This window comes from Actinoallomurus soli (assembly GCF_024055715.1).
In the GTDB taxonomy this organism is placed as follows: domain Bacteria; phylum Actinomycetota; class Actinomycetes; order Streptosporangiales; family Streptosporangiaceae; genus Actinoallomurus; species Actinoallomurus soli.
In genome coordinates this window covers 16898-40728 of record NZ_JAMXMV010000026.1, presented here as the reverse complement: position 1 = coordinate 40728, position 23831 = coordinate 16898, and the positions used below count along the sequence as shown (strand labels likewise).

The following is a 23831-nucleotide window of genomic DNA, read 5'->3' as shown; positions in this document are numbered from 1 at the left end:
AATCTGGAATCATGCAGCAACATCGCCGGCTCCGCGAAGACCTGCTCGACGCCGCCGCCGGCCTGATCATCGAGCGCGGGTTCCGGCGCGTCCGGATGCAGGACGTCGCGGACGCGGTGGGGGTCAGCCGGCAGACGGTCTACAACGAGTTCGGGGACAAGTGGGGGCTGGCGCAGGCCCTCAACCTCCGGGAGAACGAGCGCTACCTCGACGGCGTGGACGCCGCGTTGTCCGACCACGCCGACCTGTACTCCGCGGTGGCGGCCGCCGTGTCGTACACGCTGCGGACCGCCGCGGACGACCCGCTGAAGAAGGCCACACTGACCGGCGAGGGCAGCGAGGACCTGCTGCCCCTGATGACCACGCACGCCGAGCCGGTGCTGTTCGCGGCACGCGAGCGCATCATCAGCCATGCCGCACGCCAGTGGCCGTGGCTCGACGCGACCGACCTGGCCGAGATCGTCGACGCGGTCATCCGCCTGACGATCAGCCACGTGATGCTGCCCACGGATCCCGTGGACGTCGTCGCCGAGCGTATGGCACGGCTGGTCGCGCGCTATCTGCGCCAGCCGGACGCGGCCTCGGGCGCGACCGGCCCGTCGGCGGCCTCCTCGTCGTAGGCCGGAACCCTCGTCCGCAGGTCGGGCGCCTCGCCGTGGTCAGAAGTGGGGCGGGCGCTTCTCCCGGAGGGCCTGCACCCCCTCGCGCAGATCGGGGCCTGCGAAGCCGTAGAACTCCAGGGCCAGTGACGCGTCGAAGGCGGGACCCGCCGTCCGCAGCCAGTTGTTGAGGGCGTACTTGGTGAACCCGATGGCCTGGGCGGCGCCGTCGGCCAGGCGCCCGGCGATCTCGAGGGCCTTGTCGTGCACGGCGTCGTCGTCGACGCAGACGCTGACGAGCCCGATGCGCTCGGCCTCCTCGCCGCTGAGCGGTTCGCAGAGCAGGAGGTGGTACTTCGCCTTGGCCATGCCGCACAGCAGCGGCCAGACCACGGCGGCGTGGTCACCGGCGGCGACGCCGAGCCGTGTGTGCCCGTCGATGATCCTGGCGGTCCGGCCCGCGACCGAGATGTCGGCGAGCAGGGCCACCGCCAGGCCCGCGCCGACCGCCGGTCCCTGGATCGCGCTGACGACCGGCTTGCCGCAGTTGATGACGTTGTAGACGATGTCGCGCGCCTCGCGCAGGACCCGGGAGCGAACCTCGTAGTCCGCCATCATGTCCTCGATCATCGCCAGGTCTCCGCCGGCGGAGAACGCCGTGCCCTCACCGCGGATCAGCACGGCGCGCACCTCGTCGTCGGCGTCGGCGTCCCGCCAGATCTGCGCGAGCTCCCGATGGCCGGTCGCGTCGACGGCGTTGAGCCGCTCGGGGGCGCTGATCGTCACGCGAAGGACGCCCTCCCGCGCCCAGTCGATCCGCAGCCGCTCGTACGATTCGTAGTTCATCGGTCCGAACCTCCGCTCCAAGTGGCCCGAGCCTATCCAGGAGATCTTCCCGGCGGCCGGGACCGGCGGTCGGCCGGAGGCCTGGGGCTGGGACCGCTCAGAGACGGCCGCCGGAGGCGACGCGGACCAAGGCCTCGAACAGGCGGAGGTCCTCCCCCTCCTCCGGATGCCACTGCACGCCGATGCCGAACCGGTATCCCTGCAGCTCCACCGCCTCGACGACCTGGTCCTCGGCCCAGCCGACCGCGACCAGGCCCTTGCCCAGGCGCTTGATCGCCTGGTGGTGACGGGTCGGCACCTCCACCTGCTCGCCGAGGATCCGGCCCAGGGCGCTGGAGGCGCTGAGCTGTACCCGGTGCCGGCCCGTCCACCCGGAGGCCGGGGCGTGGGCGTCTCCGCCGACGACGTCGGGCAGGTGCTGGATCAGGCTGCCCTCCCGGAGCAGGTTGAGAGCCTGCATGCCGCGTCCGATGGCCAGGAAGGGCAGGTCCGCGTCGATCGCCGCGCGCAGCAGGGCGAGTTCGAAACCGTCCCGGTGCGGCTGCGGTGGACCGGTGCGCTCGTGCGGCGGCTCGCCGTACAGACTCGGGTCGAGGTCGGCACCGCCCGCGATGACCAGTCCGTCGAGGCGCTCGACGTGCGCGGCGACGGCGGCACGGATCGACGGCGGGATGAGGACGGGCACGGCGCGGACACGCTCGATCGCGCGGAGGTAGGAGACGGGCAGCAGCGCGGCCTCTCGTACCCAGTCGCTCCAGCGGGCGGGCTCCAGCTCGGTGGTGATGCCGATGAGGGCGGGCCCCGCGCCGTACGTCGACCCTGCCATCCAGAGCTCCTCCCAAGTCCTGCGGGTGTCTCGCCGGTCCGGGCCATCATGGCGCATGCCGCACCGGGTGACGCCGCGCGCGCCGCGTCGCGCGCGTCCGGGCCGCCCGGCCCCCGGGACTCTCGCCCCGTACGCCCGAAGGACCCGGAGTCGCGGGAACATCCTCGCGTACGCGAGGGCGATCCAAAGTAGAGATTCCTTCAAACTCGTAGATATTTCTTCTACCGTTCCCAGTATGCAGCCAGGCGTGCGCCACAGCCAGTTTGATACCGATCAGTATCCGAAAATCCCCGACATTTAGTCTCCGGTCCCGCGAAATCCACAGTTGATTACTCTTCGTACATCTCGGGATTCGATCCCTCCAACCGGTTGATGTTCTCCCTGGTGAGATGCGAAACTCGTGGTACGGGGCAGCGCGGAACGAACGACGGGAACGAGCAGTGGAATCACTGGAATCCCTGAAGCCTAGGGTGATCAAGGAGATCTACGCACTCATCGAGCCGCACGCGGAAAAGAGCATCGCCTATTTCTACGGACGCCTCTTCGCGGAGAACCCGCGACTCCGCACCCTCTTTCCCTCGAGCATGGCCGCACAGCGCCATCGAATGTTCGACGCCCTTTCTCAAATCACCGCAAGCCTGGACAATCCAGAGACCTTCACGCGCTTCCTCACCCGGCTCGGCCGGGACCATCGCAAATTCGGAATCGCCCCCGATCACTACGAGGCGATGGGCCGGGCGATCCTGGCGACGCTCCGTGCGTACGCCGGCCAGGCCTGGACGGCGGAGATGGAGGCGGCCTGGACGGCGATGTTCGACACCGCCGCCTCGATCATGATTCAGGCCGCTGAGGATGACGCCGCGCAGACACCGCCCTGGTGGGTCGGGGAGGTCGTCGAGCACGACCGCCGGACTCCGGACATCGCGGTGCTGGCCGTCCGACCGACCGAGCCTCTCCCCTACCGGGCCGGGCAGTACGTCTCGGTTCAGACCGCTCGCTGGCCCCGGGTCTGGCGCACCTACTCGATCGCCAACGCCCCCACCGAGGACGGGCTGCTGCGCTTCCACGTACGGGCGCTGCCCGCCGGCTGGGTCAGCGGCGCGCTCGTCCGCCACACGCGGGTCGGTGACGCGCTGCTGCTCGGGCGCGCCTCCGGCGGCATGGTCCTGGACGCCGAGTCCGACCGCGACGTCCTGTGCGTGGCGGGCGGCACCGGTCTGGGCCCCCTCAAGGCGCTGGCGGAGGAGGTCCTGCGGGCACGGGAGGGACGCGACGTCCACCTGGTGTTCGGGGCCCGCACGTCCGCGGAACTGTACGACCTGCCGGCCCTCCGCGCGCTCGCGGATCGGTGCCCGCGGTTCCACCCGCTTCCGGTCGTCTCGGAGGGTCCGGCCTTCGACGGCGTGCGAGGGCCGGTGTCCGACGTCCTGGACCGGCTCCGGGACTGGTCCGGTCACGACGTGTACGTCTCCGGGCCTGCCGGGATGGTCTCCCGAACGGTCACGAACCTGCAGGAGCTCGGCGTCCCCGCCGGGCGGATCCACTACGACTCCCCGGACCGCTGACGCCCCGGCGCGAGAACACGGCCCCTGGGGAGAGGGCGACCCTCGGCGGAGAGGGCAGCCCCTATTCGCCCGACTCCGCGCGGCGACGGAGCACCGCGGCGGTCTCGTCGTCGGCGGGGAAGAAAGCCTCGACGGCCAGCTCGGCGAGGGTGACGTCCGCGGCCGCGCCGAACGTCGTCACCGTGCTGAAGAAGCTGAGCACGCCGTCGCCGTACCGCAGGATCGTGGGCAGTGCGATGTCGTGGGCCGGCTGATGGACCGCGTCCTCCTCGGTGACCGGGCCGTACGCCTTGGTCTCCTCGTGCAGCGCGGCGAGTTCGGGGTCTCCGGTGAGCGACACCTGACGCGCCATCCGGGCGATCAGATGCGCCCGCACCTCCGGCAGGTTGACCACCCGGGACGCCAGGCCCTCGGGGTGCAGGGCGAGGCGGTGGACGTTGACCGGCGGCCGGACCAGCTCGGCGGGCACGTCCTCCAGGAACAGCATGGCGGCGTTGTTGGCCATCACCAGGTTCCAGAACCGGTCGACCACCAGGGCCGGGTACGGTTCGTGGCCGTCCAGGACCCTGTTCAGGGCCATCCGGGCCGGGCCCATCTCGGGGGCGTCGATCGACCGCTGCGAGTACACCGGCGCGTACCCGGCCGCGATCAGCAGGTCGTTGCGCTCGCGCAGAGGGACGTCGAGGCGCTCGGCCAGCCGCAGGACCATCTCGCGGCTCGGCTGGGAGCGTCCCGTCTCGACGAAGCTGAGGTGACGGGTGGAGACGTCGGCGTCGAGGGCCAGTTCGAGCTGGCTGAGCCGCCGGCGGCGGCGCCAGTCGCGCAGCAGGTCGCCGACGGGGCGGGTGGGTGTTGTGGTGACCATGATCAGCAGACGCTATCGGCCCTTCCCGCCCGCGACCATTACCTGGCAGGTAACGAAAGCGATGACGCAGGCCTCCGGACGGACGCAGGCGCGGCCTGGCGGGCGGCGTGCCTGCCGGACGGCGCGGCGCGGGATGGCGAGCGGCGCGGCCCGACAGACGACGCGGCATGGCGGACGGCGCGGCATGGGATGGCGTGCGCGGGGCGTGGCGGGCGGGCGGCGCGGACGGGCCGTGCCTCGTGGGAAAATCAGGCCGAGGAGAGGGGGTCGATGGATGCCGAATGTCAGCGCGCCCTCGGCCGGCCACCTCCTGCAGTTCATCCGGGCCGGCGCGGCGCGCACCCGCCGCGACCTCATGGAGCTGACCGGACTGTCCCGGTCCACGGTCGCGCAGCGTGTCGACCAACTCGTCAGCGCCGGCTACGTCCGCGAGGGAGGCGTCGACGCCTCGACCGGGGGCCGCAGGCCCAGTCTCCTGGAGATCGACGAGGGGTCCGCCGTGGTGCTCGCCGCCGACATCGGGGCGACGCACGGCCGGGTCTCGGTCACGGACCTCGCCGGCCGGGCGCTCGGCGAGACGACCGGACGGCCGCTCAGCGCCGAGGGCCCGGAGAAGGCCATCGCGTGGGTGACGTCCCGGTTCCGGGACCTCCTCGCCGACTGCGGCCGATCGGTCGCCGAGGTCTGCGGGGTCGGCGTCGGCCTGCCGGCCCCGGTGGACGTTCGCACGGGCCGTACGGTCCAGACGCCGATCGCCCCGGGATGGGAGCGGTACGACATCCCGGCCGCACTGGCCGCGGAGTTCCCCGGTCCGATCATGCTGGACAACGACGCGAACGTCATGGCGCTCGGCGAGTACACCGCCGCCGGCCCGGACACGCCCCCGGTCCTGCTCGTCAAGGTCGCGACCGGCATCGGCGCCGGGATCGTCGAGGACGGCCGGGTGCTGCGCGGCGTCGGCGGAGCGGCGGGTGAGATCGGCCACGTGCGGGTCCCCGGCCGGGAGGACGTGGTGTGCTCGTGCGGATCGCGCGGCTGCCTCGCCGCGGTGGCGAGCGGCGCCGCGCTCGCCCGGGAGCTCGCCGCCGGCGACCCCGCGGTCCGCGACGCGTCCGACGTGGCACGTCTCGCGCTGGCCGGCCACCCGGAGGCGGTCCGCCTCACGCGGGAGGCCGGGCGCACTCTCGGGGAGGTCCTGGCCGTGGTCGTGAGCGTCGTGAATCCCGGCTCTCTCATCATCGCCGGATCGCTGGCGGGGGCGGGCGAGCACCTGGTGGGCGAGATCCGCGAGGTCGTCTTCCGCGGCGTGCAGTACCGCTCGACGCGCGGGCTGCAGATCGGCGAGGGGCGCCTCGGCGGACGCGCCGGGGTGGTCGGGGCCGCCTCGATGGTCATCGACCGGGTCTTCTCCCCCGCGGCGGTCGACGCCCGGATCGCCGCGGCCGAGTCGCTGCGCGCCGGCTGCTGAGCTCCGCCCGCGCCCGCTCAGGGTCGATCCCCGGCCTCGTACCTCGCGATCGAGCCGAGTGCCGCGCTCGTTTCCCCGGCGTTACGGAAGTTACACAGCGGTTACACGTGGGCTACTTGCCAGGGCTGGAAGAGGAGCGCAGGATCGGTCCGTGCGACTATGTCCGTGATCGTGGACGAAGTCGCCGTCATGGCGGACTAAGTTTCTGGGTGTGGAGACAGCGAGATGGCCGACAGCGACAGACCGAGCCCCGACCGCCATCGGCTCTGGGTGGTCAGGAGACTGAGCCGCGCGGAGGTCGCCGAGCAGGCCGCGGCGGTGCTGCGCGCGAACGACCGCGGCTCCCTCACGGTGGCCGCGCCCCGGCTCTACCCGCACATGTGGAGCTGGGACGCGGCGTTCATCGCGGTCGGGCTGGCGCGGATCTCGCCGAGCCGAGCGCTGACGGAGCTCGAGACGCTGTTCGCCGCACAGTGGGGCAACGGCATGGTCCCGCACATCGTCTTCTCCGCGAACGCCCCACTGTACGAACCGGGGCCGGACCGCTGGGCGGCACAGGAGACCTCCCCGCACGCCCCCGGCCACGCCGCGACCAGCGGCCTGATCCAGCCGCCGGTGCACGCGTCGGCCCTGCTCCGAATCCTCGACGCGGTCCGCGGCGCCGGCGCCACCGAGCGGCGCGACGTCCTCACCCGCGTCCGCGCGCTGTGGCCGCGGCTGCTCGCCTGGCACCGGTACCTGGCGGAGCAGCGGGACGCCGACGGCCGCGGCCTGCTGATGATCTACCACGGCTGGGAGAGCGGGATGGACAACTCACCCCGCTGGGACGTGCCGTACGCCGACGTGGTCCCCGACCCTGACTTCCGGCCGTTCCGCCGCTCCGACCTGGAGGCCCTGGGCGAGCAGTCACAGCGCCCGACCGACGCGGACTATGTCAAGTACCAGTGGCTGATCGAGGAGCTGCGACAGGCGCGCTACGACGACGAGCTGGCCCGCAAGTCGCTGAGCTTCCGCGTCGCCGACGTGTTCGCCAGCGCGATCTTCGCGGCCGCGAACGAGGACCTCGCCCGCGTCGGCGACGAGCTCGGCCTGGGCGCCGGCGACGAGCTGCTCGGTTACGCCGCACGCTTCCGCCGTGGCGTGCTCGGCACGACCGATGAGGACGGGTTCGCCGCCGACGTGGACCTGCGCACCGACACGACGCTGCGCACGAGGACCATCGCCGGGTTCGCGCCGCTGCTGTCCGGTGGCCTGGACACGGACCGCCGGCGCCGCCTCGTCGACCTGCTGCACTCCCCGGCATGGTGCGGCAACCCGGACCTCGCCTATCCCCTGCCGCCCAGCACCAGCCCGGCGGCGCCCGAGTTCGACGTCGCGCGGTACTGGCGGGGCCCGCAGTGGCCGCCGATGAACCTCCTGCTCGTCTGGGGCCTGGAGCGCTCGGGAGAGCACGACGCCGCGGACCGGCTGCGCGAGGCCGCGCTGCACCAGCTCACCGACGGGGTGTTCGCGGAGTACTACCAGCCCTTCACCGCGCACCCGCTCGGCAGCAGACCCCAGTCCTGGACCGCCGCGGTCGCCCTCGACCTCGCCGGCCGCTGACGTCGATCGCCCTCCGTACGGCGACCGGTCCCCCGGGCCCGGGCGGGTACGCGCGGACGACGGCCGCCGACGGAAGCCGTGCCGCCGGCCACGGCGTTCCCGCTACCGGCCCTCCTCCAGCCAGGCGGACAGGCGCTCCAGGAAGACGGCGCCCACCGGGAGCTGCGGATCCGGCAGGACCGCGATGTGGAACGCGTGCGGCATTCCCTCGTAGACGTCCAGCGTGACCTCGACGCCCGCCTCGGCCGCCGCCTCCGCGTAGCGCCGGGAGTCGTCCAGCAGGACCTCGTCGCCGCCGGCCACCAGGAGCATGCGCGGCAGGCCCGCCAGGTCGCCGTGGATGGGCGACTGGGGCGCCCGGTCGTTCGGCCGCCCGTTCAGGTACCGGCCGACGATGCGCTCCAGGACCTCCCGGCCGATGACGTCCCGGCCCGCCGGAGCGTCGATCGACGGACTCGTCAACGTGAAGTCCGTGATCGCCGAGACCGGGACCACCGCGCCGGGGAGCGGCACGCCCTCCGCGCGCAACGTGAGCAGCGTCTCCAGCGCGATCGTCGCGCCCGCCGACTCGCCGAACAGGACCGTCCGTTCGGCAGGGACGCCCTCGGCCAGCAGCGCGCGGTACACGGTGACCACCTCGTCGCGCGCCACCGGGAAGGGATGCGCGGGGCCCAGCGAGTAGTCCACGCCGAACACCGGGCGGCCGGTCGCCCTCGACAGGTGGTGGGCCATCAGCTTCTCGAGCTCGGGGTTGCACTGCTCGAAGCCACCGCCGTGCACGTACAGGACGACGCCCGCCTCCTGCGGCGTGCGGCCCGAGGCGTTCGCCCAGCGGCCCGGCACTGGCAACGCGAACGGCCCGGCCGTGTCGGTGCCCGGCGGCAGCGGCGGCGGACCCGCGCTCAGGCCGCTCAGCGCGGTGAGCACGGTGTCGAAGGTGTCGGGGACGGTGACGCGATTGATGGTCAAGGCTCTCCTTCGCTGCGTTGCCGCATGGCAAGAACGAACGACGATCGAACGGTGAAACGACGCGCCCGTCCGGCCAAGGGCACGTGGCGGCGAAAGGCGACGGCCACGAGGAGAACGGACGCGATGAGGAGACGCATTCGAGACCCGGCACGCGGGCAGAGGCGCGGGACGGAACGACGCGAACGGCGTCGGATGCGGCTAGGCGCGATCCATGCGGTAGGCGGCCACCTGCATCATCCCCTTCGGGCTCTCGCGGTGCTCGCCCGCTCGTACGCGGCCTGGCCCGTCGTCCTTCGTCAGGGCTCTCGTACGTACGCGCGGTGCGGCACCGACGCACATTGAACGCAGAACCCCCACCGGACGTCAAGAATCGGCCGGCGCCCTGCGCGTCGATTACCCGCGAGGTAATGGACCCGCCTACGGCCGTCGGCAGACTGTCATCATGATCTCTCCTGACGATCTCCTGGCCGCCATGCCGTTCGCCGGCACCGCCGGAGTGGTGATCGAGTCGGCGTCCGCCGAGGAGGTCACCGGCCGGCTCCCCTGGGCGCCGGAGCGCTGCACCGCCGGCGGCGTCCTGCACGGCGGCGCGCTCGTCACGCTCGCCGACAGCGTCGGCGCCGCCTGCGCCTTCCTCAACCTGCCGCCGGGCGCGAACACCACCACGGTCGAGACGAGCACGCGGTTCTTCCGCGGCGTACAGGGTGGCGAGGTACGCGCGGTGGCCCGCCCCCTGCACAGGGGCCGGACCACCATCGTCGTCCAGACCGACCTGTACGACACCGACGGCCGCAGAGTCGCCCAGACCACCCAGACCCAGGCCGTGCTCCACGCCTGAGGGTCCTAAGCTTGCCGGGAACTCAAGGACGATCGGGGGGACGCCTGTGGACCTCGGCCTGTCGGGAAAGACGGCGTTCATCACCGGTGGCTCGTCGGGCATCGGGTACGGGATCGCCCGCTCGCTCATCGCCGAGGGCGCGTCGGTGGCCGTCTGCGCGCGGTCCCCCGAACGCCTGGAGAAGGCGGCGGCGGAGCTCGGCGCGTACGGGACGGCCGCCGACGTCACCGATCCCGACCAACTGCGCCGGGCGATCGACGACGCCGCCGAGCGGCTGGGCGGCCTCGACCTGCTGGTGGCCAACGCCGGTGGCGCGCAGGGCGGTGACCTCCTGGACTCGACGCCCGACGACTGGGCGGCGACCTACGCGCTGAACGTCCTGCACGCCGCGCACGCGGTCCGCTGCGCCGTCCCCCACTTCGAACGGCGCGGCGGAGGCTCCGTCGTGATCGTCTCCTCGATCACCGGCTGGAAGCCGGGCCCGAAGTCCTCCTACGCCTCCGCCAAGGCCGCCGAGATCCACCTCGCGGCGACGCTCGCCCAGGAGCTGGCGAGCCGCCGCATCCGGGTCAACGCCCTCAGCCCGGGGTCGACCTACTTCGAGGGCGGCGGCTGGGCGGAGTTCGGCGCGGCGCATCCGGAACGACTCGCGGCCTTCGCCCGGGAGGACTTCCCCGCCGGCCGGCTGGTCACGCTGGACGAGGTCGCCGACGCCGCCTGCTTCCTGCTGTCCCCGCGGGCGAGCGGGATCAACGGCGCCAACGTCCCCGTCGACGGCGCGCAGGACCACCCCAGCGCCCGCCGTTTCTTCTGATCCCCGGACGCGCGGTGGTCAGGGGGCGACCCTGCGGTTGGCCTCGAAGGCGGCGTGGGTCAGCGGCATGATCTTCGCCCACTCCTCTTCCATCTTCTCGGCCACCATCTCGATCTCCCGCTGCGGGAACGACGGGAAGGCCGAGTCGTCGCGTCGGGTGCGCAGCGACAGGAAGTTCATCAGGGCCCGGGCGTTGCAGGTCGCGTACATCGACGAGTAGAGCCCGACGGGGAGGACGGTCCGCGCCACCTCCCGGGCGACGCCCGCGTCGAGCATCTCCCGGTACGCGGCGTACGCCTGCCGACAGGCCTCCTGAGTGGCCTCGACGGCCAGCTTGTGCTGCTCGGGAGTCCCCTCGACGAAGTCGTACTTCCCGGGCTTGCCCACCTGGACGAGCTTCCGTTCCGCCCCCGGAACGTAGAAGACCGGCCGGAGCTCGCGGTACCGCCCGCTCTCCTCGTTGTAGCTGAACGTGCGGTGCCGCATGAACTCGCGGAAGACGAAGATCGGCGCCTGCACGTAGAAGGTCATCGACGAGTGCTCGAAGGGCGTGCCGTGCCGGTCGCGCATCAGGAAGTTGATCAGACCCTTCGAACGCTCCGGGTCGGCCTGGACGTCGGCGAGGGAGTTCTCACCCTTCGTGGAGACCCGGGCGGCCCAGATGACATCGGCGTCCGAGGCGGCATGCTTGATCAGCTCAACCGTCACGTCGCTGCGGAACTCGATCTGGTCCTCCACCGGTCGCCTCCTAATCGCCCGTTGCCCTCGGGCGCCACTCTAGCCCGCCGTGGTGACGGCCCGGCGGCCACGTACTGTAATCGACGTCGGGGCGGGACGGTGATGACAGGTATAACTGAATGAGCACCTGTCCGAGGAGGAACCGTGACCCAGACCACGATCACCAGGACCGGCGCCCATCGACCCCGGCCGGTCGGCTTCCTCAAGCTGCACGAGTCGGCCGGCTGGCGGCTGAAGTTCTACGGCATCGCCGCGAACGGCGAGCGGCCCCGGCCGGAGCTGGTGAGGACGGCCGAGCTGCTCGTTCCGACCGCGCTGCCGCGGCCGGCGGCGCACAGCGGCGGCGAGGAGCCGCACGACATGGACCGGTACGGCGTCGGCTTCGTCATCGTCCACGACGCCCCGGACTACGCCTACGCCCTCTACGACTGGTGGGCCGGGGAAAGCGAGATCCACCAGCGGATATTCTCGGCCCTGCCGAACCGGCTCGGCGCGATGCGGCCGCATCCGACACCGGCCATCGGCAGCGCGAGGGAGCTGGCCGTCACCGACTTCGAGCGGCGCGCCTGGCTGCGGCACGTCCTCGCCAACGACGACGGCGCCGACATCGACGCCTACCTGGCCGAGCGTTTCGAGGGAGAGGTTTGACCAAAATCTGGGGCGCGTGCCCGCTGGACTGCCCGGACGGTTGCTCCTGGGTGGTCGACGTGGAGGACGGCGAGGCCGTCGGCATGCGCGGCAACCCCGCGCACCCGGTGACGCGCGGGGCGCTGTGCGTCAAGGTGAACCGCTACCTGGAGCAGACCAGGGCCCCCGACCGGATCCTGCATCCGCTGCGCCGCGTGGGCCGGAAGGGCGAGGGCCGGTTCGAGCGGATCAGCTGGGACGAGGCCCTCGACGAGATCGCCTCGCGGCTCGGCGAGGTCCTGGAGACGTACGGCGGGCAGGCGATCTGGCCGTTCCACGGCACCGGGTCCCTCGGCTACATCCAGGGTCTGGAGGGCTTCGCGGGCCGCCGGTTCTTCAACGTGCTCGGCGCGTCGGTCCACGAACCGACGATCTGCTCCATCGCCGGCAGCACCGGGCTGAAGTACACGCTCGGCACGGCCGGCGGCATGGACCCGGAGGACTTCGCCCGCTCCAAGCTGATCATCCTCTGGGGCACCAACCCGCTGACCAGCGGCCACCACGTATGGAAGTTCATCCAGGACGCCCGGCGCGACGGCGCGTACGTCGTCGCCATCGACCCGGTGCGCACGCGCACGGCCGCGCAGGCCGACGAGCACCTGGCCCCGTTGCCCGGCACGGACGCGGCTCTCGCCCTCGGTCTGATGCACGTGATCGTGGGGCTCGGCGCGCACGATCAGGACTTCATCGACCGGCACACGCTGGGGTGGGAGGAGTTCCGGGCGCGGATCGAGGAGTTCCCGCCCGACCGCGTCGCGCGGATCACCGGCCTGCCGGAGGAGCGGATCGTCGCGCTCGGCCGGCGCATCGCCCGGACCCGGCCGACCGCGATCCGCGCCACGCAGGGCATGCAGCGGCACGCGGGCGGCGGGATGGCGCTGCGCACGCTCGCCTGCCTGCCGGGCGTGACCGGCGACTGGGCGCTGCCCGGCGGTGGCCTGTGCTACTCGACCAGCGGGCATTTCACGCTGAACCTGCCGAAGCTGGTGCGCATCGACCTGTTGCCGCACCCGGTGCGCTCCCTGACGATGACACGGCTCGGCGAGGGGCTGCTCGACGTCGACGACCCGCCGGTCAAGGCGCTGTTCGTCATCGCCGCGAACCCGGTCGGCAGCAACCCGCACCAGACGAAGGTACGCCGGGGCCTGGCACGCGAGGACCTGTTCACCGTGGTGCTGGAGCACTTCCTCACCGACACGACCGACTACGCCGACATCGTGCTGCCCGCGACGATGCAGACCGAGCACCTGGACGTCATCGCCGGGTACGGCCACCTGTACCTCGTCTGGAACGAACCGGCGGTCGCGCCGCCCGGGGAGTGCCTGTCGACCTCGGAGACGTTCCGACGCCTGGGGCGCCGGATGGGCCTGACCGAGCCGAGCCTGTACGACTCCGACGAGGATCTGGCGCGGCAGCTCCTCGACTCCCCGCACCCGTCGCTCGCCGGGATCACGGTCGAGACGCTGCGGAAGGAGGGGTTCGCCCGGCTGAACGTCGCGCGGCCGTTCCTGCCCTTCGCCGACGGGTTCCCGACGACGTCGGGGAGGTTGGAGTTCTACTCGGTGCGGGCGACCCGGGTCGGGCACGACCCGCTGCCCGGGTACACCCCGCCGGCCGATCCCGGCGACGGGCTGGTGCTCATCTCGGCGGCGCCGCACCACTTCCTCAACACGACGTTCGGCAACAACCCGGAGCTGCGCCGGCGCGCCGGCGCGCCGACGGTCACCGTGCACCCGGACGACGCCGCCGCGCGCGGCATCCCGGACGGGGCGCCCATCCGGGTGTCGAACGCCCGTGGCGCGTTCGACGCCGTGGCGCAGGTCTCCGACCGCGTACGGCCGGGCGTGGCGGCGACGTCGAAGGGCCGCTGGGCGAAGTTGACCGGCGGCGCGACCGTCAACGCGACCGTCGACGAGCGCGACTCCGACATGGGCCACGGCGCCGTCTTCCACGACAACCGCGTCGAGATCGAGCCGCGCCAGGGCCTTGAGACAGGCTCTAGTACCACAGGCCTGGAGCTCGGGAGGCGGCCGAATGGCTAATCAAGGTCTCCTGGCCCGCCCTGTGCGTTGAGGAGACGGGTCAGGTAGTCGAGATCCTGCCGAAGGAGCGCGACGGCGCCGAGCGGCGTCGGCGCATCCGGTATGCGCCCGGCCTCTCGAGCCACCATTGCCACCGCGTTCTCCGCGATCTGTTCGGCCACCGGTTCGGCGGGGTGATCCGGAGAAGGATGGAACCACCATGCCACCCAGTTGCACATGCCGATGATCGACAGGGCTGTGATGCGTGCGTCGACGGGGCGAAAGCGGCCGGCCGTGATCCCCTCCTCTATGACGCTCGTGATCTCCTGGAGGACGGCACGACGGCCCTGGAGGTGCTTTTTCGCGATCTCCGGAGGCAGCGCCTGGTCGCTGCGATCGAGCGCACGGAACTGCGCCGGTTGCTCGGCACGGCGCAGGACCAAGGCGCGGACGATCATCCGCAGCTTCTGCGTCGAGTCGAGATCGGTGCGTCGCCGAACTTCCCGCAGCGAGTTCGCCGCGCTCTCAGTCGTCGCCTCGACCATCGCCACGAGCAATTCTTCCTTGCTCTTGACATAGTTGTAGAGGTTGGGGCGACTGAGCCCGACCGCGTCCGCGACATCCTGCAGGGTGGTCCCGTCGTAGCCGCGTTCAGCGAAGATGCGGATGGCCTGCTCGACGATCTCGCTCATGAGGAGTTTACGTCGGGGCGCTGCGGCGCGGCGTGACTCCGGGCGGCCACCGGACCGTCCCTGCGCATTAGAGTCCCGCGCGGTCGTCACTACCTACCCCTCGCCTGTGAGCCTGGGATGCCGGTCCGTCATGCGCGCCGTTCCTGCCCGTCAGCCGGTCATCATAGTCACCGGCGGCGGTCGGCCGCGCTGCGCACTCCCATGCGAAGGCCAGCTGCCTGAGGTGGAGGGCGCGAGAGAGGCGATGGTGGTCGAGGTTGTGACCGGCACCCGCCTGAAGCTTGGCCTCTACCCACGGGGCGGACGTGAAATACCCGGCGAACGTCTCGACGCGACTCGCGTCGACGACCCATAGGCCGTCGTATTCGGCGAGCGTGTACTGCACGGGAACGACGACCTCGGCTGCGAGCTCTGCCACGTTCTCCGGCCAGGCCCCGACGATTTCGAGCATCTCCTCAAGAGGTATGGGCTCCACCGATGCCTTCGCCGCTTCCACGGCCTCGACGTCGACAGTCCCCGCCGGGCCGTACAGCAGAGCGCGTCGTTGTTCGCGTGGGAGTTCCACCGGCCCGTGCGCGGGGAGGGCACGCCAGGCACTGATGATGTGCTCGGGAGACCGATCACCCACACCGTGTAGTGAGATTCCCAGCAGCGGCCAGCGAGGCCGGCGTGCGGCGATATGCACGGCTATGGCCGAGCCGATGGAGTGGGAGAGCAGGACCACTCCCGGACGCCCATCGCCATGGTCCGTCCATAGTGCGCCGATCGCGGCGTCCAAGACCTCGGCGCTGTCGCCGAAGGTCGCCCTACCGCCGGGAAGCGGGTCGCTCCAGCCGTAGCCGGGGCGGTCGAGCGAGAACACGGGGAATCTCGTCGCCTCACCGAGGTCGAGCAGGGAATGACCGGGTACGTCGAAGTACCCGGAGCCGTACCCCCCGCCATGAAGCGCCACGATCAGCGGAGACTCCGCGTCGTCGCCACCGGCCGCGAGGCCGGTGATCCTCCGTCCGTCGACGGAGAGATCGATCGGCGTTGTGGTCATGTGCCGCCGCCCCTTCGCAGTCGAACGCGTCCAGTCCATCCATCCGAGCAAGGCTGACCTCGACGCCTCGACCGATGACCCGGCAGCGTCGATGGATCTCGGCCGCGAGGGCCTGCGACGGCGGCACGCCATGTCGGGAACCGGTCCGCAGAGACCGGACCGGTAGTTTCTGACAGTTTCGTCGTAATACTGACGCAAGTGTTCTGTGGTGTCAATCGGGCTCGTTTCAGACCGGCCCGGCAAGAGGCGACCGCCCCCAGCGCCGAGCGAGGGCCTTCACATCTCTCGGCGGCGCGATCTATCGATACAGCTCCGTCAGAATATTGACGGTTACGACAGTGTCGCTCTACGCTCGCCGTCACCGAGTTCGTCGCGAGAGGAGTACGCAGATGTCATCGCCGGGGCAAGACGTGCTTGCGCACACGGTGCGAGGCGTGGACCACGCCGCGTTCCCGACCTTCGATCCGCGGGCCACCATCACCTTCTACCGGGACATCCTCGGCTTCCCCGTCGTCCACGCGACATGCGCACTCGGGTGGGGACCCGGGGACCACCCGGACTTCATCCACTTCTTCTTCGACATCGGCAGCGGCGACCGGCTGGCGTTCTTCTACTACTTCGGAGTCGAGCCCTACCGGGACACCGGGATCCCCGATCTGCTCCACCGTGCCCGGCACCTGGCGATCCACGTCGACACCGAGGACGATCTGCTGGAATACCGGCGCCGGCTGGACGCGAGCGACTGGCCGTGCGAGCTGCAGGTGCGGCACGAGACAGTCGAGTCGATCTACGTCACCGATCCCAACGGATACCTGATGGAGATCACCCGTCCGCTGCGGGCGATCACCGTCGAGGACGACATCGACGCCAACCTGAGCGTCGACGCGCTCATGGAGGTGGCAGCGGAGCCCGATCCATCCCTGGAGAAGTTCTTCGCGCGGAAGGCGAAGCTCATCTCGGAGCGCTACGCGGGCGAGCCGGAGCCGGTGACGTTCGCATGACCACGCTGTTCGTCCTCGACGTCGCCGACTTCCGCCCGCTGGCCGAGGTCGCCGGCAAGGATCCCGACGTGACCGTCCGGCGGCGCGGCCCCTACCTCGAGGTCGCCGCACCCGGTCTGATCCGCATCGACCGCAATGCCGTGGGATGTCGCAACGCCGTCTGGTACAGCGCGGTCGCCGCGGTGAAGGACGGCCGGGTGAGCCGCTGGGACAAATCAGAGCTGGTGGTCGAGCCGACAGGAGCCGGTGGATGAGCCCGCCGGCGGTGGACCGGCTCGGCGCGGGCCGGGACGTCCAAAGGGCGGAGATGCCGCTCGGCGTCACGGTGAGCACGCACCAGCTCACCACCTTCGACGGCGCCCAGATCGAGGGAGTGCTGTACTCCCTCGACGGCGCGGCGACGGCGGTCACCGTCATGCACCCACGCCAATCGGTGGCCCACCATCCAATGATCCCGCTGCTCCTGCGCAGCGGCGTCTCGGTCTGGACCCAGGGCTCCCGCTCGCCCAACAACGACCTCACCCTGGTCCACGAGCAGGCGGTCCTGGACGCGGCGGCGGGCCACGTGTTCCTCAGGGACACCGGGTTCGACACGGTGCTGACCTTCGGTCACTCCGGCGGCGGAACGCTGTCGGCCTTCTACATCGAGCAGGCGTCCCTGGAGCCGGGGCTGCGGCTGGACGTGACACCGGCCGGCCGGCCGATCCCGCTGGCGGGCGCGCGGATGCCCGTCCCGGACGGTGCGATCTTCCTCGCGCCGCACCCGGGCCAGGGACAGGTGCTGCTGCACTGCATCGACCCGTCCGTCATGGACGAGTCGGACCCCATGTCGGTGGATCCCTCGCTGGACATGTACTCGCCGGGGAACGGGTTCGCCGAGCCGCCGGAGCCGAGCCGCTACAACGTCGGCTTCCTCCGCGCGTACCGTGCGGCCCAGAGGAATCGGATCGCCCGGATCGACGCCCGCGCCGTCGAGCTCGCCGCCGAGGCCTCGGAGGCCCGGGCCCGGTTCGCCCGCACCGGGGATCCCGCCGACCGGCGGACCGGCCTCGCCCCGAGGGTCATCACCACGTACCGCACCGACGCCGACCCCTGCTACGTCGACCTGTCGATCGATCCGAACGACCGGCACTACGGCTCGTTGTTCGGCCGCCGCCCGGATCTGACCAACTACGGCCTGGTGGGCTTCGGCCGGCTGACCACTCCCGATGCATGGTTGTCGACCTGGTCGGCGAACCACACCAACGCGGACTTCGTGCGGTGCGCGGCCGGAGTGCGGCTACCGACGCTTTACCTGGAGTTCAGCGGCGACCAAGCCGCACTCCCCACCGCCGGCGCCCGGATGTTCGAGTCCCTGGCCGGTGAAGACAAGATCCGTCATGTCGTCCGGGGCCAGCACTTCGGCCAGCCCATCACGGAGGGCGAACCTACCGGGTACGCCGCCGCCGCCGTCCACATCGACCGCTGGCTGGACGGCCGCTTCGCCACCGCACCACCACGGAGGACCAGGTGACGGAAATGCACTCCATCGGAGTCGTCTACGACAGTGGCTACGGCCATACCGCGGCGCAGGCCAGAGCGGTGGGAGAAGGCGCCGCTTCGGTCGCGGACATCGACGTCGCGCTGTACTTCGCCGAGGAGGTCGCCACCGATCCCCATCAGCTCGACCACTGCGATGCGCTGATCTTCGGCACCCCGACCTACATGGGCAGCGGTTCGGCGGTGTTCAAGGCGTTCATGGAGGCCAGCGCGAAGATCTGGCTGGCTCAGGGGTGGAAGGGCAAGCTCGCCGCCGGGTTCACCAACTCCAGCGGTCACTCCGGGGACAAGCTCAGCACCCTCACCCAGCTCTGGCTCTTCGCCATGCAGCAGGGAATGGTGTGGGTCGGGCTCGGCCTGCTGGACGGCAACGGACGCAGTACGGGGTCCGCCTCCGAGCTGAACCGGCTCGGCGCCTACGCCGGGGCCATGGCGCAGTCGAACTCGGACCAGGGCCTGGAAGGCATGCAGGACAGCGACTTGCGAACGGCGGCGGCACTGGGCGAGCGGGTCGCCCACCATGTCGTGTTGTGGCGGGGAGGCGGACAGTGACATCCGGGAAGCCCCTGAGAATTCTGGTGGTCGGCGCCGGGCCTGCGGGACTCTTCTTCTCGATCATCGTCAAACGAGCGATCCCCACGGCCACGATCCACATCAGGGAGCGCAACCCGTACGGCGTGACGTACGGCTGGGGCGTGGCGTTCAGCGAGAGCGCGGCCGACGCGCTCCGGCCCGCCGCAGCGGATGTGATCGACGCACTCACGACCGAGACCCGCCACGATCGGATGGTCCTCAGCCTGGACGGTGTCGGCGTGCCGGTCAAGGTCGGCCGCAGCCACCTCAACGCCCGCTGGTCGCTCCTGGCCACGCTGGAGGGGTTCGCTCTCGATGCCGGGGTGAGCATCGAGCACGACTGCGACGCATCGGTGACCGAAAGCGACATGGCGGCCTGGGATCTCGTGATCGGCGCCGACGGCGTCAACAGCCAGACCCGCGAGCGCTTCGCCGCGCACTTCCTGCCCAGCGTCGAGCTGGGCAGCAACTGGCTGGCCTGGTATGGGACCCCGAAGCCCTACCCGCCTTCGATCATCCTGCAGAACAGCGAGTACGGGATCCTCATGGTCCATGCCTCCCGGTTCTCCGCCGAGATGAGCAACTTCACCGTCGAGGTCGGTCAGGAGACGTTCGACCGGCTCGGGTTCGCCGACATGACCGAGGACGAGTCGCGCGAGCTGTGCGAGCGGCTCTTCAGCGACTCGCTGGACGGCGCGCCGCTGCGAAGCAACCACTCGCCGTGGTTCCAGACCAAGTTCGTCAGTTGCGCGAGATGGACCCACCGCAACCTCGTCCTGATCGGGGACGCCCTGCACACCGTCCATCCATCGATCGGGTCCGGCACCCGGTTCGCGATGCGTGACGCCGTCTACCTGACGCAGGCGCTGGCCGGCGCGGGGTGGGACGTCGAGGTGGGCCTCAAGGAGTTCGAGCGGGTGCGCAAGCCCGTCGCCGACGCCTTCCAGACCGCCGCGAAGCGCAGCATCGCCTGGTACGAGGGGCTCCCGTCCCGCACCATCACCCATCCGACGAAGTTCGCGATCGAGTACCTGATGCGCACGGGACGCGTCTCCTACCGGGACTTCCGCCGGGAGAACCGCGAGGTCGTCCTCGGCTACGAGCGTGACCTGCGTTGACCCCGCCCGGCACCGCAGAGGAGACAGACGCGATGACGCTCGCACCCGACACCCCCGGCAAGCTCGTCCTCTACCCGGCCGAGGAGGAGGCCCGCTACGTCCGCGAGGGGTTGTGGGAATCGCCCACCATCGCCGAGCACCTGCACATCACGGCACAGGCACACGCCGACCGGGAGGCACTGATCTGCGGTGACACACGGCTGACCTTCGCCGAGCTGGACCGCATCACCGACCGGCGCGCCGCAGGCCTTCATCGGCTCGGGCTGGAGCCCGGCGGTGCCGTTCTGATGCAGGTGCACAACACCGCCAACACCGTGATCGCCTGGTACGCGCTGCTCAAGGCGGGCCTCGTGCCCGTGTGCACGCTGCCGTTGCACCGCGGGCACGAGATCGGGGAGATCGCGCGCCAGACCCGTCCGATCGCGCACCTCGTCGCGGCCCGCGACCCTCGCTTCGACCTCGTCGGATTCGCCTTCCAACAGGCCGAGGCGGCCGGCATGGAGCGCACGGTCCTCGTCTCCGACGGCCCGGCCGACGACTCCCGAGCCGTCGAGCTGGACGGCCTCGGCGACGAGATCGACGACGCCGAGGCCCGCGGGATCGTCGAGGCCATCCAGGCCGGACTCGGCATGCAGTCGCTGGCCGCGTTCCAGCTCTCCGGTGGCACCACTGGTGTGCCGAAGGTGATCCCCTGCCTGCAGGCCCCGTACTGGCACTACGGTGTGAGCCTCGCCCGCGCGATGGGATGGGGCCCCGGAGACCGCATCGCGTTCATGATGCCGATCGTGCACAACGCGGGCATCATCATCGGCCTGCAGGGTCCGCATAGCGTGGGGGCGACTCTCGTGCTGGGAGTTCCCGATGCATCGGCCGCGCTCGACCTCGTCGTCCGGAACGGAGCGACGGACGTCCTCCTCGGTCCGTTCGCCTTCGAGCTGGCCCTGGATCCGGGCCTGGCCGCCGCCACCACGCTCCGGCGGGTTCTGTTCAGCGGCAAGAAGGTGCCCACCCGGTACATGGCGGCGCTCGACGCGCACGGGATCTGGTGCGGCCAGATCTTCGGCATGAGCGAGGGACTCTGCCTCACCACCCCGCTCGACTTCCCGATCGAGGCCCGCACGGCGAGCGTCGGGATACCGATCTCGCCCGCGGACGAGATCCGACTGTACGAACCCGGGACCGAAAAGGAGGTGGCGCCCGGCGAGGTGGGCGAGCTGTGTGCCCGGGGCCCGTACACCCTGCACGGTTACTACGACGCGGCCGAACATAACCGGCGAGCCTTCACCCCGGACGGCTTCTACCGCAGCGGCGACCTCATGGCGGAGCGGACGATCGCCGGCGTCCGTTGCTACACCGTCGAGGGCCGCATCAAGAACATGATCAGCCGCGGTGGCGAGAAGATCAACACCGAGGAGGTCGAACTCCTCCTCGGCTCCCACGATGCGATCGCCGAGGCTGCCCTGGTGGCGATGCCCGACGTCCGGCTGGGCGAACGGGCCTGCGCCTTCGTCGTGACCCGGGACGGACTGGAGATCGATCTCGCCGAGGTCCGCGCCCACTTCGACCGCCTCCAGGTCGCCAAGTACAAGTGGCCGGAGCGGCTGGTCGTGCTCCCTGAGATGCCGCGGGTCAGCCAGGTCGGAAAGATCGACCGCCGCCGCCTGCGGGAGATCGCCGAAACGCTCGGAGCCGCGCCGAGATAGCACCCACCGGGCGCCGCGGCCGAGTGCCCGGTCGACGACGCCCACGCCCGCCGTCGACCACCCCGCATGCCTCGCGCACGGCGGACAGGCCCGCGCGCAGCGGACAGACCGTCGAGCCGACCCCCACCACACTCGCCGCCGCCAGCGCAGAGGAAGGAGCCGTCATGACAACAGATCCCGCCTTCGATCACCTCCACGGAACCTTGCCCGCCAATGAGGTCCGTCGTGCCCGCACGGAGATGCGGGAAGCGTGCCCGGTCGTGCACAGCGACCGGCATGGCGGATTCGACTACCTGACCCGCTACGACAACGTCCGCGCGGCGCTGACGGACACCGGGTCGTTCTCCTCGGCCGACGGTGTGCACATCCCGCCCAATGAGCTGCTGCCACCGATCCCCGCCCTGGAGTTCGACGAGCCCGAACACTCCGAGTGGCGCAGAGTCCTGAACGGCCCGTTGACCCCGCGCGCCGTACGGGCGTTCGAACCGGTCATCACCGAGGTCGCCGACCTTTTGATCGACGACTTCGCGACCATCGGCAGAGCCGACCTCGTAGACCGGCTCACGGAGCCACTGCCGGCGATCGTGATCGGGCGGATGATCGGCCTGGACCAGACCGAGGCGGTGCGCGCTCGCGGCGTCGCGGCGGCGTTGTTCGCCGCTGCGGGTTCCGAGGACTTCCCGGCACGTTTCGCGGAGTTCTCCGACCACACACAGCGCTGGTTGGCCGACCGCCGTGAGAACCCTCGCGACGACATGCTCACCGAGATCGCCGGCGGCGTGGTCAGCGGCAAGGAGATCGACGAAGCGGGCGCCACCGGGCTGCTGCTCGCCTATATCCTCGGTGGCCACCACTCGACGGGCTCGGCCCTCGGCGGCCTCATCCGGCACGTGCTGACCGTCCCCGGCCTGCGAGACGACCTCATCGCCGATCGGCGCCGACTGCCACAGGTGATCGAGGAGAGTCTGCGGCTGACCACACCACTGCAGCTGTTCGCCCGTACACTCCGGCGCCCGATCCAGGTCGGCGGCCACGAACTCGCCGAAGGCGGCCGAGTCCTCCTCGACCTCGCGGCCGCCAACCGGGATCCGCGGGAATTCGCGGACCCGGAGGAGTTCGATCCGCACCGCACCCGGAACCGGCACGTCAGCTTCGGCGCGGGACCCCATGTCTGCCAGGGCCAGCACCTCGCCCGGGCCGAACTCCGGATCACCCTCACCCGCCTTCTCGACCGGTTGCCCGACCTCCGCCTCGACAGAGAGCCGGTCGAGAGCGGGCTGATCGGCGGATCTTTGATGACCCACTTCGCGCTACCTGTGGCCTTCACCCCGGAGAACGCCGCATGAACGGTCCCCGCGAGTTCCGGCTCGCCGTCGGCAGGCGAACGACCGTCGCGCTCGACGTGGTCGAGTTCGAGCTGCGCCCGGTCGACGGCGACGAACTGCCGTCCTGGTGTCCAGGCGCCCACATCGATGTCGTGACCGGAGCCGGGATCGTCCGCCAGTACTCGCTGTGCGGTGACCCGGACGATCGCACCGGCTACCGGATCGCCGTCCTGCGACAGGCCGACGGCCAGGGCGGATCGGCATGGCTGCACGAACGGCTCCATGAGGGCGACGGGGTCCTTGCCAGCGGCCCGCGCAACCACTTCCCGCTGGAAACGGGCCCCGGCTACGTGTTCCTGGCGGGCGGGATCGGGATCACGCCGCTGCTGCCCATGATCCGCCGGGTTGCCGCCGACTGCGCGGACTGGGCGCTGCACTATGGCGGCCGAACGCGAGCGTCCATGGCGTACGTGAAAGACCTTCAGGCCATCGACGCGAGCCGGGTGCGGCTGTTCCCCTTCGACGAATGCGGTCTGATCGATCTCGACTCCGCGCTCGACGATGTCGACCGGGAGGCGTACGTCTACTGCTGCGGTCCTGAGGCGTTGATCTCCGCCGCCGAGGGAGTGTGCACACGTCGCGGAATGCGACTGCGAACGGAACGTTTCTCGCCGAAGAACATCGATTCCTCGGGTCCGGATGCCCCGTTCACGGTGCGAATCGCCTCGACCGGCGCCGAGCTGGCGGTGCCTGCCGGCCGTTCCATCGTCGATGTGCTGATCGAGGCAGGCATCGACGTGCTCACCTCGTGCGAGGAAGGCACCTGCGGCACCTGCGAGACGGCCGTCCTCGACGGCCGACCGGACCACCGTGACTCGATACTGACCGAAGAGGAGCAGGCGGCTGGCGACCGGATCCTGCCCTGTGTCTCGCGGTCCCGCACGCCCCAGCTCGTACTCGACCTCTGACACGATCGCGAGCCGGCCTGTCATCTACGCGA

23 protein-coding genes are annotated in these 23831 nt (G+C 70.8%); 16 read left to right on the top strand and 7 right to left on the bottom strand.

Translation table 11 applies throughout. The features are described from left to right. The first annotated feature begins 11 nt into the window (after nucleotides 1-11). A complete protein-coding gene (locus NDW01_RS37205; RefSeq protein WP_252829095.1) occupies nucleotides 12-620 on the top strand; it encodes a TetR family transcriptional regulator in 609 nt (202 codons plus the stop codon). Between the two features lie 39 nt (nucleotides 621-659). On the opposite strand, the gene NDW01_RS37200 is transcribed toward NDW01_RS37205, so the two are convergent. Together NDW01_RS37200 and NDW01_RS37195 are read right to left on the bottom strand one after the other, a co-directional pair. After that, nucleotides 660-1445 carry an enoyl-CoA hydratase/isomerase family protein gene (locus NDW01_RS37200; protein WP_252829094.1) on the bottom strand — a complete coding sequence of 262 codons (786 nt, stop codon included), beginning with the start codon at nucleotides 1443-1445 and terminating at the stop codon, nucleotides 660-662. Between the two features lie 97 nt (nucleotides 1446-1542). Then, nucleotides 1543-2271 (bottom strand): gamma-glutamyl-gamma-aminobutyrate hydrolase family protein, encoded by a 729-nt coding sequence (locus NDW01_RS37195; protein ID WP_252829093.1) that lies wholly within the window; start codon nucleotides 2269-2271, stop codon nucleotides 1543-1545. 470 nt (nucleotides 2272-2741) lie between these two features. On the opposite strand from NDW01_RS37195, the gene NDW01_RS37190 reads away from it, so the two are divergent. Next, nucleotides 2742-3836, top strand: coding sequence for a globin domain-containing protein (locus NDW01_RS37190; protein WP_252829092.1), 1095 nt, complete (start codon nucleotides 2742-2744; stop codon nucleotides 3834-3836). 61 nt (nucleotides 3837-3897) lie between these two features. Here NDW01_RS37190 and NDW01_RS37185 read toward each other — a convergent pair whose 3' ends face one another. Beyond that, on the bottom strand, nucleotides 3898-4701 hold the full coding sequence (locus NDW01_RS37185; RefSeq protein WP_252829091.1) for a helix-turn-helix transcriptional regulator: 804 nt from the start codon (nucleotides 4699-4701) through the stop codon (nucleotides 3898-3900). Nucleotides 4702-4975: 274 nt separating this feature from the next. Here NDW01_RS37185 and NDW01_RS37180 point away from each other — a divergent pair, with 274 nt between their 5' ends. Together NDW01_RS37180 and ggh are read left to right on the top strand one after the other, a co-directional pair. After that, nucleotides 4976-6169, top strand: coding sequence for an ROK family transcriptional regulator (locus NDW01_RS37180; protein WP_252829090.1), 1194 nt, complete (start codon nucleotides 4976-4978; stop codon nucleotides 6167-6169). Between the two features lie 225 nt (nucleotides 6170-6394). After that, nucleotides 6395-7771, top strand: coding sequence for a glucosylglycerate hydrolase (ggh, locus tag NDW01_RS37175; protein ID WP_252829088.1), 1377 nt, complete (start codon nucleotides 6395-6397; stop codon nucleotides 7769-7771). A 102-nt stretch (nucleotides 7772-7873) separates the two neighbouring features. On the opposite strand, the gene NDW01_RS37170 is transcribed toward ggh, so the two are convergent. Beyond that, on the bottom strand, nucleotides 7874-8740 hold the full coding sequence (locus NDW01_RS37170) for an alpha/beta hydrolase fold domain-containing protein (RefSeq protein ID WP_252829087.1): 867 nt from the start codon (nucleotides 8738-8740) through the stop codon (nucleotides 7874-7876). Nucleotides 8741-9182: 442 nt separating this feature from the next. Between NDW01_RS37170 and NDW01_RS37165 the strand changes: the two genes are divergently transcribed. Beyond that, entirely contained in the window at nucleotides 9183-9578 is a 396-nt protein-coding gene (locus tag NDW01_RS37165; RefSeq protein WP_252829086.1) for a PaaI family thioesterase, read from the top strand. Between the two features lie 46 nt (nucleotides 9579-9624). Next, the gene (locus NDW01_RS37160) at nucleotides 9625-10392 is read left to right on the top strand and encodes an SDR family NAD(P)-dependent oxidoreductase (protein WP_252829085.1); all 768 of its coding nucleotides are present in this window, start codon (nucleotides 9625-9627) and stop codon (nucleotides 10390-10392) included. Between the two features lie 18 nt (nucleotides 10393-10410). On the opposite strand, the gene thyX is transcribed toward NDW01_RS37160, so the two are convergent. Continuing rightward, complete coding sequence (gene thyX, locus NDW01_RS37155; RefSeq protein ID WP_252829084.1) at nucleotides 10411-11130, bottom strand: FAD-dependent thymidylate synthase; 720 nt, start codon at nucleotides 11128-11130, stop codon at nucleotides 10411-10413. 144 nt (nucleotides 11131-11274) lie between these two features. Here thyX and NDW01_RS37150 point away from each other — a divergent pair, with 144 nt between their 5' ends. Together NDW01_RS37150 and NDW01_RS37145 are read left to right on the top strand one after the other, a co-directional pair. Then, on the top strand, nucleotides 11275-11778 hold the full coding sequence (locus tag NDW01_RS37150) for a hypothetical protein (RefSeq protein ID WP_252829083.1): 504 nt from the start codon (nucleotides 11275-11277) through the stop codon (nucleotides 11776-11778). After that, complete coding sequence (locus NDW01_RS37145; RefSeq protein WP_252829082.1) at nucleotides 11775-13859, top strand: molybdopterin-containing oxidoreductase family protein; 2085 nt, start codon at nucleotides 11775-11777, stop codon at nucleotides 13857-13859. Before NDW01_RS37150 ends, NDW01_RS37145 begins: the two co-directional genes overlap by 4 nt. On the opposite strand, the gene NDW01_RS37140 is transcribed toward NDW01_RS37145, so the two are convergent. Together NDW01_RS37140 and NDW01_RS37135 are read right to left on the bottom strand one after the other, a co-directional pair. After that, the gene (locus NDW01_RS37140; protein ID WP_252829081.1) at nucleotides 13856-14530 is read right to left on the bottom strand and encodes a TetR/AcrR family transcriptional regulator; all 675 of its coding nucleotides are present in this window, start codon (nucleotides 14528-14530) and stop codon (nucleotides 13856-13858) included. The two genes, NDW01_RS37145 and NDW01_RS37140, sit on opposite strands and share 4 nt — an antisense overlap. A 67-nt stretch (nucleotides 14531-14597) precedes the next feature. Then, complete coding sequence (locus NDW01_RS37135; RefSeq protein ID WP_252829080.1) at nucleotides 14598-15572, bottom strand: alpha/beta hydrolase; 975 nt, start codon at nucleotides 15570-15572, stop codon at nucleotides 14598-14600. 434 nt (nucleotides 15573-16006) lie between these two features. Here NDW01_RS37135 and NDW01_RS37130 point away from each other — a divergent pair, with 434 nt between their 5' ends. The 8 genes from NDW01_RS37130 (at nucleotide 16007) to NDW01_RS37095 (ending at nucleotide 23799) form a co-directional block, all read left to right on the top strand. Beyond that, complete coding sequence (locus NDW01_RS37130; protein ID WP_252829079.1) at nucleotides 16007-16573, top strand: VOC family protein; 567 nt, start codon at nucleotides 16007-16009, stop codon at nucleotides 16571-16573. Continuing rightward, nucleotides 16570-16827 (top strand): hypothetical protein, encoded by a 258-nt coding sequence (locus NDW01_RS37125; RefSeq protein WP_252829078.1) that lies wholly within the window; start codon nucleotides 16570-16572, stop codon nucleotides 16825-16827. The genes NDW01_RS37130 and NDW01_RS37125 overlap by 4 nt, the downstream gene beginning before the upstream one ends. After that, nucleotides 16824-18086, top strand: coding sequence for a hypothetical protein (locus tag NDW01_RS37120; protein ID WP_252829077.1), 1263 nt, complete (start codon nucleotides 16824-16826; stop codon nucleotides 18084-18086). Before NDW01_RS37125 ends, NDW01_RS37120 begins: the two co-directional genes overlap by 4 nt. 5 nt (nucleotides 18087-18091) lie before the next feature. Continuing rightward, complete coding sequence (locus tag NDW01_RS37115; RefSeq protein ID WP_252829076.1) at nucleotides 18092-18664, top strand: flavodoxin family protein; 573 nt, start codon at nucleotides 18092-18094, stop codon at nucleotides 18662-18664. After that, entirely contained in the window at nucleotides 18661-19803 is a 1143-nt protein-coding gene (locus NDW01_RS37110) for an FAD-dependent monooxygenase (RefSeq protein ID WP_252829075.1), read from the top strand. Before NDW01_RS37115 ends, NDW01_RS37110 begins: the two co-directional genes overlap by 4 nt. 32 nt (nucleotides 19804-19835) lie before the next feature. Further along, entirely contained in the window at nucleotides 19836-21506 is a 1671-nt protein-coding gene (locus tag NDW01_RS37105) for an AMP-binding protein (protein ID WP_252829074.1), read from the top strand. 164 nt (nucleotides 21507-21670) lie between these two features. After that, nucleotides 21671-22852 (top strand): cytochrome P450, encoded by a 1182-nt coding sequence (locus NDW01_RS37100; protein ID WP_252829073.1) that lies wholly within the window; start codon nucleotides 21671-21673, stop codon nucleotides 22850-22852. Beyond that, a complete protein-coding gene (locus tag NDW01_RS37095; RefSeq protein ID WP_252829072.1) occupies nucleotides 22849-23799 on the top strand; it encodes a PDR/VanB family oxidoreductase in 951 nt (316 codons plus the stop codon). Before NDW01_RS37100 ends, NDW01_RS37095 begins: the two co-directional genes overlap by 4 nt. Nucleotides 23800-23831 lie beyond the last annotated feature (32 nt).